Below are 12,331 nucleotides of genomic sequence, written 5' to 3'. Positions count from 1 at the left end.
GAAAAAGAGGGACCGAGTGTGAAACTAAAATCAATCATGGCAGTGGGGCTCTTTTTGCTGCTTCTTGCAGGCTGTTCGGATCAGCCATCGGCCGTGGATGCATTCGATACATACGTGAAAGACTGGAACAAACAAGAGTTTAGTAGCATGTATGAGCAATTATCTCCAGCAACACAAAAATCGATTTCGAAAGAGCAATTCGTCGAGCGGTATAAGTCCATCTATGGAGATGTGGAAGTTGAGGATTTAAACGTTACTTTTAAGAAACCTGAAGAAGAGCCAGAGCCAAATGATAATGGAGAAGTGACGTTTCCTTTTTCAGTGTCGATGCAGACACTAGCAGGGGAAGTTGCGTTTGATAACAAAGCAACCCTTATCTTAACCGAAGGAGAAGATGCTGATTCTTACAGCGTAAACTGGGACCCCTCGTTTATTTTTAAAGAATTAGAAGAAGGCGATGAGGTGGCAATCCGTTCAGCCGTTCCGATGCGTGGAGAAATTACCGATCGGAATGGGGAAGATTTAGCCGTCAATGGGACGGTAAAACAAATTGGAATTGTGCCGCAAGCGATTGAATCCGATCAAGATAAAATTGTGAATGAGCTTAGTGACGTTTTAAAAATGAGCGTAGAGGATATTGAGAAAGAGCTTAATCAGGGGTGGGTGCAGTCTGATCCCACCCAGTTCGTTCCGTTAAAAAGCGTAATGGAATCAGAGGAAGAGTTGATTGCTGATGCTCAAGAAATCACGGGTGTGCAGATTAATGATACGACTGAAAGAATCTATCCTTTTGGTGAGAGTGCTGCTCATTTAACGGGTTATATTCGCCAAATGCAGAAAGAAGATCTAGAGACGTATGCAGGAAAAGGCTATTCCAGCTATGAGAGCATTGGAAAAGCTGGTCTTGAGCAAGTATATGAAGATGAGCTTCATGGTGTAACAGGGTGGTCGATTGAAGTAAAGGGAGCCGATCCTGAGAAGGTGATTGCTAGGAAGGATAAGGTCGACGGCGAAAACATTCAAGTCACGATCGATGCCTCTATTCAAAAGAAGTTGTTTGAAGAGCTAGGGAAAGATCCTGGTACAGCGGTGGCCCTTCATCCGACAACGGGTGAAACGCTCGCGTTAACAAGCTCCCCTTCTTATAACCCAAATGATTTTACACTTGGTTTTGACGAAGGTGAGTATGCCAAGTTAGCTGATAATGAAAATCGTCCATTTTCAGCAAAGTTTAATAAAACGTATTCGCCTGGCTCAACGATTAAACCACTTACTGCTTCAATCGCACTTCGGGATGGTGACTTAGACCCCAATGCAGTTGAGAAAATTGATGGTTTGAAGTGGGGGGCTGATTCAAGTTGGGGCGGATATAAAGTGACGCGGGTAAAGCCGGCAGATCCAGAAGTCACACTTGAAGAAGCACTCATGCATTCAGATAATATTTATTTTGCACGAAAAGCGCTTGATCTTGGCGCTGAAAAGTTCCAGAAAGGTTTGGAATCGTTTCAAATTGGTCAGGAAGTCGCGTTTCCTTTTCCAACTGAAAACTCATCGATCTCGAACGGTGGGCTCGGTGAAAATGACATTCTTTTAGCTGATTCTGGATACGGACAGGGCGAATTACAAATTTCCCCTTATCAGCTTGCCATGACGTATACGACGTTCGCAAACGACGGCGTGATGCTGAAACCAACGCTTCGAGTGGGCAAAGAGTCTGCTGAAGAGTATGAAGTGATCTCATCTGAAATTGCCTCGATTGTGAGCGATGATCTTGCGAAGGTGGTTTCGGATCCTGAGGGAACAGCTTATGATCCTGTGGTAAAAGGCATTTCGCTCGCTGGTAAGACGGGAACGGCCGAGTTAAAGGCGGCAGGTGAAGAGGAAGGTCCAGAAAATGGACTGTTTGTCGCGTATAATACGGATAAGAAAGACTTACTCGTCGCCATGATGGTTGAAGGTGCCTCAAGTCATGATATTACAGGCAAAGTGAAGGACGTTTTCGCAGAGATGCAGTGATTGCTTTAAAGGGTGAGGCGGCGGATAGCCGTTTATAGGCCACCCCCCGATTTTATTGGCCAAATATACAAAAGCCCTCGATTCTAGCATAGAATCGAGGGCTTTTTCTGGAAAAGGAAGGAACTTAAGAGGACTTTTCATCACTCCTATGGAAAGTAGTAAGAATGAGCTAACTGAAAGGAGGATGTCGAACGATGTTACAAAATGAACTCTGCATGATTGACCGAAAAGAAGGCTTCACGCCAGAGATAGGGCGACTCGTTTCAATGATGGATTATGCCCGGTCTACAACCGAAGAGGCAATTAGAGGTTTAACAATCGAACAGCTGGATTTCCAATTAGACGAACAGAGCAATTCAATTGGGATGCTCCTTCATCATATGTCTTCAATAGAAAGAGCATTTCAAATCATGACGTTTCAAGAGCGGGAATTACATGACGCGGAGTGGGAGGAACTTGAAACAGGCATTGAGCTTGGGGAAAAAGCGAAAGCGGTCATTCAGGGGCGTGATCTTGATTACTATTGGAGTGAGCTTAGTCTTGTTCGTGCCAAAACGCTTGATGCTTTAAGAGAAAAAGACGACGCATGGCTTGAAAAAGTGACGCCTTACGGCTGGGATGAAAAGGCGAATCATTATTTTAAATGGTTCCATGTGATGGAAGATGAAATTAGTCATCGAGGACAAATCCGAATGATCAAAAGAAGATTGACGACTTAGAGGTGAAAGAAAGTGCACAATGGAAAACTGATAACCATACGAGACAAAGCGTTATATATTGAAGTTCACGGGTCAATGAATAACCCGCCTCTCCTTTATTTACATGGAGGACCGGGTGAAAGCTGTTTTGATTTCTCTTACCATCAAACCGATCGACTAAAAGAGCATTTTAGTATCATTGCGATTGATCAGCGTGGCGTTTGTCGATCTGAAGCGGTGAATGAGGAAGAAGAATTTGGTTTGTTGGATTTGGTAGAAGATTGTGAAGCTATTCGGAAGCATTTTGAATTAACATCTTGGTCTGTGCTTGGTCACTCGTTTGGGGGATATCTTGGTGTGCTTTATGCCAGTCTCTATCCTGCATCAATTGATCACTTACTGCTTGAATGTCCGACGTTTGATTTTACGTTAACGTCGAGAAGCTTATTGAAAAAAACGAGTTCGCTTTTAGAGAAATATGAGAAGCATCAGAAAGCAGAAGAGAGCTTAGAAATCGCCCAGGATCCTACTATTAAAGATCGTGAGCTAGCCGAACTTTATGGACAATACAGTGATTACCTTGAAGAGAACCGAATGGAAATTTACATTCACAATACGAACGATCCCACAGATTATCGTTATTATAGTGAGGCGAAATGGGATGAGCTTTATGATAAATCAGAAGTTCACTACAACTTGTTAAGAGAAGAAGGGGAAATCTTTCATTCGCTCATTCCACAACTATCAAAGCTTACGATGCCAACTCTCTTATTAACAGGCGAGCATGATCCTGTGACATCATTAGAACAGATCGACGCTTTCAAAAAGTACGTCGAAAATGGGGCAATCTATCATTTTGCAAACAGTGGCCATACACCCCATGACGAGGAAGCCGCTCACTTTGCTCAAGTTATAACCCAATACATAGGTAATAAAAGAGGAGAATAGACACATGTTTACATATCAAATTAATGAGGATCTATACCTAAGAATGTATACGATAGACGATGCAGAAGCGCTTTATCATTTAATCGATGAATCAAGAGATTACTTGAAAGAATGGTTAGCGTGGGTGGACTACAATACGGATATTGAGTCTTCTCGCGATTTTATCCAACGGACGTTACAAGGGGTTAGTGAAACAGGGGGCTATCCGAAAACGCTTGGTATGTTTTATAAAGGCGAACTTACTGGTACGATTGGATTTAATGAAGTGAATCGAACACACCGGTACGCGACAATCGGATACTGGCTGAGCGAAAAGCATCAAAAGAAAGGGATCGTAACGGAGGCGTGTCGTGGGATTATGAATCTAGGATTTAACGATATTGGACTCAACCGGATTGAAATTCGGGCAGCCTCAGGAAATAAGAAAAGCCAGGCCATCCCGGAACGTCTAGGGTTTACGAAAGAAGCGGTGCTTCGGGAGGCGGAGCTCGTTAACGGACAATTTTATGATCACATTGTGTACAGTATGCTAGCGAGAGAGTGGTTAACAAAAGAAAAAGAGGCATAAATAAACTCCAGGGGATGAAATCCTCTGGAGGTATTAGGGTAGATCTACTTTTCTCATTAAATACTCTAGTTCTTCGATTGTGCATTCATAGAGCTGCTTATCTTTTAATTTATAAATTCCACTGTCTAATAGACGTTGAATGAATGATTGTTTTTGTATGGGATCTTGCTCGGATGTGATGAGATGTGACATGTTACATTCCTCCAGTTAAGTATATCCAGGTAATATGTTCCACTTAGATAACGGAATCAAACCTTATTTTGCACATTTTCAAAAAGGGATAAAGCGCTTTCGTGACGAATGCTACATGATAACGATTAGGAGGGATACGATATGGCGAAATATGACGTATTACAAGAGGCAGAGCCGTTTTATTTTGAAGGAAATCACATTGGCGTGCTGGTTATCCACGGTTTTACAGGTTCGACGCAAAGCATGCGTTATCTTGGCGAGCAGCTGGCTTCGGAAGGATATACTGTTTGCGGTCCAAGGTTGAAAGGTCACGGTACCCACTACGAAGACATGGAGCAGAGTACATATGAAGAGTGGATCCAGTCTGTTGAAGAAGGCTACCAATGGTTGAACGAACGTTGTGATACCTTTTTCATCACGGGGCTATCGATGGGCGGAACACTAACGCTTTATTTAGCTGAAAAACACCCTGAAGTAAAAGGCATTATGCCGATTAATGCCGCAATTGACTTGCCTGGTCTAGAACAAATGAGGGGGAAAACAGAGCCGCGCTTCCTTGATGCGATTGGTTCAGATATTAAAGCAGAAGGCGTTGACGAACTGGCTTATGAGAAAACCCCGACAAAGTCAATCCAGGAGATTCTAAAGCTAACTGAGCTTACACGAGGTGATCTTTCTTCTATTAAAATGCCCGCGTTGATTTTTAAATCAATTGAGGATCACGTCGTGCCGCCAGAAAATTCGACGCTCATCTATAAAGATATTGCTTCAACGAATAAAGAAGTGATTGAATTGAATGACAGCTATCATGTGGCTACACTCGATCATGATAAAGAATTAATTGCAGAAAAGTGTAAAGCATTTATAAAAGGACTCTTGTAAGTTTAGGAGGTTTTGACATGGAAGTAAGACAGCTAACAGCAAATGATGCTGAAGCTTACTGGGCGCTTCGGTTAGAAGCATTAAAGAAAAATCCTGAAGCGTTCGCGTCAAGTTACGAAGAAGCGATTCTAAAGGATGACCCGATTCAAAGCACAGCGAGAAACATGGAATCTGGCGCTACTTTTGGCGCTTTTGATAACGAAATGTTAATTGGTGTGATTACATTTGTCAGAGGGTCTGGGATTAAGGTTCGGCACAAAGCGGATTTATTTGCTGTCTACGTAACACCGGAATATCGTGGCAAAGGGACAGGCAGAGCGCTTCTCTCTCGCGTCATTGATTATGCAAAGAACCAGGATGCGCTTATTAAATTAAGTGTATCTGTCGTATCAACGAATGAACGAGCAAAGCACCTGTACAAGAGCTTCGGTTTTAAAACGGTTTATATTGAAGAGAAAGCTCTCTATGTGCAGGGGCAGTTTCTGAACGAAGAGCATATGGTTCAATATTTTTAATCAAAAGCAGACGTCTACGAGGCGTCTGCTTTTGATTGAGCACCCCTGAAGCTAACGTGGTGAGAAAGTATCGTTATAAAGGGCAACGCTATAAGGATAAAGTTCTGCTGTCATGATCCCTTCTCGTACGGCAGGATCACTGTTCATTAGTGCTTCAGCATCATCTTCTGATGGGACTTGAATCACAACAATTCCGAAAGCAGAAGGGTCATTGTTTAGGGTGCGTCCTGCCATGATAAGCGTATCATTTTTCAGGAGCTGTTGGAGAGCGTGGAAGTGCTCGGAAACGATATGGTTTTCCTTTTCCGTCCAGTTGCTTTCTTCGAGTAGTTCAGGGATTAATGTTAGCTTGTATAGAAATTGCTTCATGTGAAAACCTCCAATTGATCATACCTAACTACTTCTACATTCAATGAATAATACCTTTTTAGAAGAGGATAAGATAACTGTGGAACATTGTAGATCTTTATAGTTCAACATTTGGGCATAACATAACAAAGTCGCTTCCTGATTAAGAGGAGCGACTTTGTTATGTTATGGTTAGAAAAGTTGATGTATGGCCAATTCTGGTTCATACACGTGATTTTGTATATAATGAAACCTGAAACAAATCGTACGATTGAAAAAAACTGACAGAAAATGGAGGGGAGAACGAAATGGATGAACTACTATATTTAAGCGTTTTCCTCCTTTATACCATAGCCATTCTTATTCTAGGAAAGCATGGTTTTGATAAGACGGATGAATTAAAGGGGTACTTTCTAGCAGGAAGAAATCTTCCTTTATTTCCGAGCGTGGCCTCTTTCTGTGCAACCTGGTTTAGTGCGGCCTCTCTACTGGGTTTACCAGGCCTGATATATGAAGGCGGGGTTTCGGTCATTTGGACCACTGCCATCGCCTGGTTACTTGGAATTATTGGGCTATTTTTTCTAGCCTCCAAACTTTATACCTATAACGTGGTGACCGTTCCAGAATTTTTTCTCGTCCGCTATGATTCAAAACTGCTACAAATATGGGTTGGCATCATTTTGAGCGTGAGCTACCTCCTCTATGTTGTGATTCAAATCAGAGGGTTTGGGATCGTTGTTAGTCAGATGCTTGAGATTCCGTATACGGTTAGTGTGTTTTTAATTTATCTTTTTGTACTCTATACAACGTTTGGTGGATTGCATTCTGTTGCGCGAACCGATATTTTTCATTTTTGCTTAATTCTCTTTGGGTCCATCTTAGGCGGCGTCTTTATTGTGAAAGAAATTGGCGGAATAGGAGAACTTGCGACAGGGCTTTCGATTCTAGATGATGGTGAAACCGCTTCTTATTTAGCGCTCTTTCCTGAAGGTGGCTTATCGTTCTGGGGATTGTTAAGTGCGTTCTTCTCACTCGGACTTGGCGTTGCGGCAAATCCTCAATACGCTGTTCGTATTCTTTCCTCACGCTCTAAACAGGTTGCGCTAAAAATGGTTGGCACCAGTACCATTTTTCTCGTGCTCATTTATTTTTCTATTTTCGTGATTGGCATCGGTTCTCGCGTGCTTGATCCGAACGTTCCCTTTACGAGTACAGATGAAATCTACCCGTTCATTATCGCGTATTTACTTGAAACGCCGTTAAAAGGGGTGTTGTTAATTAGCGTTGTCGCTGCCGCGATCTCGACAGCAAATTCGCAGCTATTGATCATGGCGACGAGCTTTGTGTATGATATCACGCTTCCAATTCGAAATAAGAATGCAGTCGATCTAAAAGTGATTTCCTGGACACGGTGGATGATCTTTATCTTTGCTACCTTTTCTCTTGTGATTGCCTTTACGCCACCACAAGGAATTGTGCCATTTAGTGGACACATTTGGGGGATTATTGCGGTCTCGTTGTTCTTTCCGCTATATGGTGGACTCTATACGAACGTTGATTATCGCCATGCGCTTTTTTCAACATTTGGCGGATTAATGACGTATGTGCTCGCTTTCTTCTTTATCCCGAATGAGGTACAGACAGTGTATCATCCTGTTCTCCCTTCTCTTGCAGTTGCAGGTATACTTTTTTTCATTAAAGGGAGGGGGCGAGCGGATGCGTCACTCCATTGAACGAAAAATTTTAGTCCCCTTTTTAATTATCGTGCTCGTGCCTATCTTTATTATTGGAGCCGTCTCGATGTGGTCAAGTTACCAGTCAGAAAAACAGTTAAAGCAGGCGACAGTTCAAGAACATTTAACAAGTCTTGATCGGTATGCGGCGAAGCTTGATGATCGTGTGAAAAGCGGTAGGATGAGCGAAGAAGAAGCAAAATCATTAATCAAAATCATGATTAATGAAACGAAAGGTTTGTACGTAGAAGAAGCAGATGGCACGCTTTCATCTGAAGGAAAGGTCGTTCAAGCAAGTCAACTTGATTGGTACAATGGAGAAGCCACTAACAGCTTATTAACAGAGAGTGTTGTGCTCACAGAACAAATCAAGCAGTGGAACTGGACGCTTTATCAGCCAATGTCCTTTTCCTTTTACTCGGGTTCGCTTCCAGATATTCAAAAATACACGTTGTTAATCAGCATTTTTACTGGTGTCATTGCGGTTCAATTTACGATTATTCTTTCTTACCATCTTTCAAAGCCAATTAAGAATTTAGCCGCTTTTTGTAAGCGGATTGCGTTAGGCGAAAGAACAAAAGGCATAGAGATGAACGATAATCGAAAAGATGAAATCGGTGTCCTGTCGTCCTCATTGAAAGATATGGTTGAAACACTTGATGAGCGAAACGCTCAAATTGATAAAATTAAGAAGCTGAATGAGACGATCTTAAATAGCGTTCATGTTGGCATGGTGCTTGTCATCGAAGGAGCCAATTCCGTTTATAATGAAGCAGCTCAGACGATGATGAAAGAAGATCCGCTATTACAAGAACGGCTTGGGAAGTTAACGATTCATGAAACAAAAAGAAGAAGTGAGGAAATTTGGGATCATAAGCGGAAGGAAGAGAAAGTTTTCTATGCGGTAAGTTACAAAGTATTGGGGACGTCAGAGAAGCAGCGTTCCATTATTACCTTTGAAGATATTACGCACCGAAGAAAATTAGAGCAGCGCGTGGAAAGAATGTCTCGTCTTGCTTCATTAGGTGAGATGGCTTCAGGTATTGCTCATGAAATTCGTAACCCACTTGCAGGTATAAAAACGACGACGGAATTATTAACACGCAGGCTTGAGCTAACGAAGGATCAGCTTACCTTAACGGAAAATATGTTGTTGGACATTGATCGCGTTAATAAGATCATCACCAATATTCTGCAATTTTCTAGACCGATGGAAACCAATCCTTCTTTGTTAAAAGTTGACGATACCCTTAACTCACTTGTACTACTCATGAAAACGATCGCGGATGAAAAAAATGTGATTCTTCATCATATCGAAAACAACACGGAAATCTTTGTGGATCGCGATCATCTTCGTCAAATCCTGTTAAATCTTATTCTAAATGGAATAAATGCGATGCCCGATGGAGGAGAGCTGATTCTATCAAGTTTCCAACGAGAGAATGATGTGACGATCATGATCTCTGACACAGGTGTTGGAATGGAGGATGCCGTCATGGAGAAAATTTTTGATCCTTTTTATACAACACGTGCAGAGGGAACGGGACTTGGATTATCAATTGTTCATCAGTTAGTTGTACAAAACAATGGGGAGATTGACGTGAATAGTATACGTGGAAAAGGAACGGAGTTTTCGATCACGTTTCCAACGGGAAGGGAGGAGAAATAAATGGCTGTGAAAGTAAGCATCATTGACGATGAAACCACGCTTCGTCTTACGCTGCAAATGTTTCTAGAAGACGAAGGATACGATGTGAGAGCAGCATCATCACTTGAAGAAGGGTGGCGCATGCTCGATGAATTTAGTCCACACGTGCTGTTATTAGATATTCGCTTACCAGATGGAAATGGGCTTGATTCGCTCCATGAATTTAGAGAACACTATCCTGAAATGGCTGTGATGATGTTAACAGCCTATGGGGATGCAAAAACAGCCGTTCGTTCGATTAAAGAAGGCGCCTTTGATTATTTAACGAAGCCTTTTGAGCTAGAGGAGCTAAAGATCACACTTCAGAAATGGATCAAACAGCATCACCTCGAGAAGGAAGTCGAGCGCTATCGAGAAGAAGAGCGACGGACGAAACTTGTACAGATGATCGGTGAAAGTAAGCAAATGCATGAGTTAAAAGGTAAGATTTCATTGATCTCTGAAAGCAATGATACGACGGTATTAGTTCGTGGCGAGACAGGTACCGGGAAAGAGCTTGTTGCAAGAAGTATTCATCAGCAAAGTAAACGTCACGAAGGACCGTTTGTGGCCGTAAACTGTGCAAGCATTCCAGCGGACTCCATTGAGATTGAGCTTTTTGGTCGAGAAAAGAATAGCGTGACGGAGCAAGCGAACCCGAAAGTTGGCTTAATGGAGTGGGCCGATGGAGGGACGTTGTTTCTTGATGAAATTGGGGATCTTTCACTCGATATTCAAGTAAAGCTTCTTCGCTTTCTTGAAGATAAGAAGATCAAGCGACTTGGTAGTGTGCATGATATAGAGATCGATGTGCGCGTCATTGCCGCAACCAATCGATCGCTCGAGGAAATGATTCAAGAAAAGACGTTTCGATCCGACCTCTACTATCGCTTGAACGTTGTCCCGGTAAAGTTAACGCCTCTACGTGAAAGAGGCGATGATATCATCATGCTAACAGAACATTTTCTGCACGAATTCTGTCAGCAAATGAGAAAAGAAAAACCGTCCTTACGTGCTGATGCGAAAAAGCGTTTAGTGAGTTATGACTGGCCGGGAAATGTCAGAGAGCTAAAAAATACGATTGAACGAATCGCGATACTGCATCAAGAGAAAGAGCTTGCGGCGTATCACTTTGATTTTCTAAATCCCGTTGAGGGGAACGTGGAAGGTGCTAAACCAATTGATGACGTTGTTTTTGATGAGCAATTTTCATTAGAAGATCATATTGAGGCTATTGAAAAGAAATACATCGAGAAAGCCATTCAAGAGTCGAAATGGAATATTACGCAGGCAAGTAAGCTTTTAGGGATGAGCCGCTATGCCCTTCAGCGTCGAATTGATAAATACGAGATAACATGAGCGAAATCGCCCGAAATGGGCGGTTTTTTTGTGCGGAATCTCATAAAAATATCTGAAAATTACGTGATATCGTAGAGGTAAGAGAAAAAACGCATCGATTCATGTAAAGAATGAATCATATAGAAAAAGGGGGAATTTGATGGGTATTGAAAAACAAAAACCAACAGAGCTTGAAAACGGTCCAACAAAAAGCAAGTGGGGCGTCATTCTCGGTGCTGCCTTCTTAATGGGGTCATCTGCCATCGGGCCAGGGTTTCTAACACAAACGGCCGTCTTTACTGAGCAGTTACTGGCAAGCTTTGGATTTGTTATTTTAATGTCAATTATTTTAGATATTGGGGTTCAAGCAAACATTTGGCGTATCATTGCCGTCTCTAAAAGAAAAGGACAGGATATCGCGAACATGGTTGTTCCTGGGCTAGGATACTTCCTGGCATTCGCGGTAGCACTTGGTGGACTTGCTTTTAATATCGGTAACGTCGGTGGGGCCGGACTTGGTATGAACGTGCTTTTCGGCATTGATCCACGAATTGGTGCGGCGATTACAGGTGTCATCACAATTGGGATTTTCCTTTCAAAAGAAGCAGGGGTAGCGATGGATAAAATCGCACGAATCCTCGGTGGAATCATGATATTACTCACATTGTACGTGGCTTTTCAAAGTAATCCGCCAGTCGGCGATGCGATTGTTCATACATTCGCTCCAGATAAAATCGATGTCTTTGCAATTATTACACTCGTAGGTGGAACGGTAGGTGGGTACATTACGTTTGCTGGAGGACATCGTTTACTTGATGCGGGCATTTCAGGTAAAGAAAATTTACATCAGGTAACGAAAAGCTCGGTTTCAGGCATTCTCATTGCTTCGATTATGCGCGTCTTTTTATTCCTAGCGGTGTTAGGGGTCGTCGCAACAGGATTTAAACTAGATCCAGCTAACCCACCCGCTTCTGTTTTCCAACAAGCAGCAGGTGCGATCGGCTATAAAATGTTTGGTGTTGTTCTATGGGCTGCAGGAATTACGTCAGTCGTCGGAGCGGCCTATACATCTGTTTCATTCTTACGAACGTTATCCAAAAAAGTTGATCGACACCATTCAGGAGTTACCATTGGCTTTATTGCCGTATCAACAATCATTTTCGCATTTATCGGTAAGCCGGTTCTGTTACTGATTCTTGCTGGAGCATTTAACGGATTGATTTTGCCGGTCGCTCTCGGAACGCTTCTTGTAGCGGCTTATAAGAAATCCATTGTCGGTGATTACAAGCATCCACTATGGTTAACGATCTTTGGCGGAGTTGTTTTCCTGATTACAGCTTATTTAGCCATCGTAACGCTAATTGATAAAGTACCACAGCTTTTTTCTTAATGGTTAGGAGGAACAT

12 protein-coding genes are annotated in these 12,331 nt (G+C 42.4%); 10 read left to right on the top strand and 2 right to left on the bottom strand.

Translation table 11 applies throughout. The annotated features are described in order from the left end of the window. Positions 1-18 precede the first annotated feature (18 nt). From LC090_RS16980 to LC090_RS16965, 4 genes are all read left to right on the top strand, one after another. Complete coding sequence (locus LC090_RS16980; protein ID WP_226659196.1) at positions 19-2,016, top strand: penicillin-binding transpeptidase domain-containing protein; 1,998 nt, start codon at positions 19-21, stop codon at positions 2,014-2,016. 194 nt (positions 2,017-2,210) lie between these two features. Beyond that, on the top strand, positions 2,211-2,735 hold the full coding sequence (locus tag LC090_RS16975; protein WP_226659195.1) for a DinB family protein: 525 nt from the start codon (positions 2,211-2,213) through the stop codon (positions 2,733-2,735). A 75-nt stretch (positions 2,736-2,810) separates the two neighbouring features. Then, a complete protein-coding gene (locus LC090_RS16970; RefSeq protein ID WP_226659399.1) occupies positions 2,811-3,662 on the top strand; it encodes an alpha/beta fold hydrolase in 852 nt (283 codons plus the stop codon). A gap of 4 nt (positions 3,663-3,666) precedes the next feature. After that, a complete protein-coding gene (locus LC090_RS16965) occupies positions 3,667-4,230 on the top strand; it encodes a GNAT family N-acetyltransferase (protein ID WP_226659194.1) in 564 nt (187 codons plus the stop codon). Between the two features lie 33 nt (positions 4,231-4,263). On the opposite strand, the gene LC090_RS16960 is transcribed toward LC090_RS16965, so the two are convergent. After that, complete coding sequence (locus tag LC090_RS16960) at positions 4,264-4,422, bottom strand: Fur-regulated basic protein FbpA (RefSeq protein WP_226659193.1); 159 nt, start codon at positions 4,420-4,422, stop codon at positions 4,264-4,266. Positions 4,423-4,563: 141 nt separating this feature from the next. On the opposite strand from LC090_RS16960, the gene LC090_RS16955 reads away from it, so the two are divergent. Both LC090_RS16955 and LC090_RS16950 read left to right on the top strand, forming a co-directional pair. Further along, on the top strand, positions 4,564-5,304 hold the full coding sequence (locus LC090_RS16955) for an alpha/beta hydrolase (RefSeq protein ID WP_226659192.1): 741 nt from the start codon (positions 4,564-4,566) through the stop codon (positions 5,302-5,304). Between the two features lie 17 nt (positions 5,305-5,321). Further along, on the top strand, positions 5,322-5,819 hold the full coding sequence (locus LC090_RS16950) for a GNAT family N-acetyltransferase (protein ID WP_226659191.1): 498 nt from the start codon (positions 5,322-5,324) through the stop codon (positions 5,817-5,819). Positions 5,820-5,870: 51 nt separating this feature from the next. Here LC090_RS16950 and LC090_RS16945 read toward each other — a convergent pair whose 3' ends face one another. Further along, a complete protein-coding gene (locus LC090_RS16945) occupies positions 5,871-6,188 on the bottom strand; it encodes a YciI family protein (protein WP_226659190.1) in 318 nt (105 codons plus the stop codon). 287 nt (positions 6,189-6,475) lie between these two features. Here LC090_RS16945 and LC090_RS16940 point away from each other — a divergent pair, with 287 nt between their 5' ends. From LC090_RS16940 to LC090_RS16925, 4 genes are all read left to right on the top strand, one after another. Next, positions 6,476-7,900, top strand: a complete 1,425-nt coding sequence (locus tag LC090_RS16940; RefSeq protein ID WP_226659189.1) for a sodium:solute symporter family protein — start codon at positions 6,476-6,478, stop codon at positions 7,898-7,900. Next, positions 7,884-9,569: a sensor histidine kinase gene (locus tag LC090_RS16935; protein ID WP_226659188.1), complete on the top strand. Its 1,686-nt coding sequence runs from the start codon at positions 7,884-7,886 to the stop codon at positions 9,567-9,569. Before LC090_RS16940 ends, LC090_RS16935 begins: the two co-directional genes overlap by 17 nt. Continuing rightward, a complete protein-coding gene (locus LC090_RS16930; protein WP_226659187.1) occupies positions 9,570-10,946 on the top strand; it encodes a sigma-54-dependent transcriptional regulator in 1,377 nt (458 codons plus the stop codon). Between the two features lie 139 nt (positions 10,947-11,085). Beyond that, positions 11,086-12,315, top strand: a complete 1,230-nt coding sequence (locus LC090_RS16925) for an NRAMP family divalent metal transporter (RefSeq protein WP_226659186.1) — start codon at positions 11,086-11,088, stop codon at positions 12,313-12,315. Positions 12,316-12,331: the final 16 nt, after the last annotated feature.

It is taken from the genome of Guptibacillus hwajinpoensis (genome assembly GCF_020524165.1).
In the GTDB taxonomy this organism is placed as follows: domain Bacteria; phylum Bacillota; class Bacilli; order Bacillales; family Guptibacillaceae; genus Guptibacillus; species Guptibacillus hwajinpoensis_D.
The sequence above is the reverse complement of the archived record's forward strand: the minus strand, read 5'-3'. Positions and strand labels throughout refer to the sequence as shown.

Bases quoted from the DNA above. Each gene is read 5' to 3' on its own strand.
- LC090_RS16960 (WP_226659193.1), bottom strand. From the start codon at position 4,422: ATGTCACATCTCATCACATCCGAGCAAGATCCCATACAAAAACAATCA.
- LC090_RS16945 (WP_226659190.1), bottom strand. From the start codon at position 6,188: ATGAAGCAATTTCTATACAAGCTAACATTAATCCCTGAACTACTCGAA.
- LC090_RS16965 (WP_226659194.1), top strand. From the start codon at position 3,667: ATGTTTACATATCAAATTAATGAGGATCTATACCTAAGAATGTATACG.
- LC090_RS16935 (WP_226659188.1), top strand. From the start codon at position 7,884: ATGCGTCACTCCATTGAACGAAAAATTTTAGTCCCCTTTTTAATTATC.
- LC090_RS16950 (WP_226659191.1), top strand. From the start codon at position 5,322: ATGGAAGTAAGACAGCTAACAGCAAATGATGCTGAAGCTTACTGGGCG.
- LC090_RS16975 (WP_226659195.1), top strand. From the start codon at position 2,211: ATGTTACAAAATGAACTCTGCATGATTGACCGAAAAGAAGGCTTCACG.
- LC090_RS16955 (WP_226659192.1), top strand. From the start codon at position 4,564: ATGGCGAAATATGACGTATTACAAGAGGCAGAGCCGTTTTATTTTGAA.
- LC090_RS16970 (WP_226659399.1), top strand. From the start codon at position 2,811: ATGAATAACCCGCCTCTCCTTTATTTACATGGAGGACCGGGTGAAAGC.
- LC090_RS16925 (WP_226659186.1), top strand. From the start codon at position 11,086: ATGGGTATTGAAAAACAAAAACCAACAGAGCTTGAAAACGGTCCAACA.
- LC090_RS16930 (WP_226659187.1), top strand. From the start codon at position 9,570: ATGGCTGTGAAAGTAAGCATCATTGACGATGAAACCACGCTTCGTCTT.
- LC090_RS16940 (WP_226659189.1), top strand. From the start codon at position 6,476: ATGGATGAACTACTATATTTAAGCGTTTTCCTCCTTTATACCATAGCC.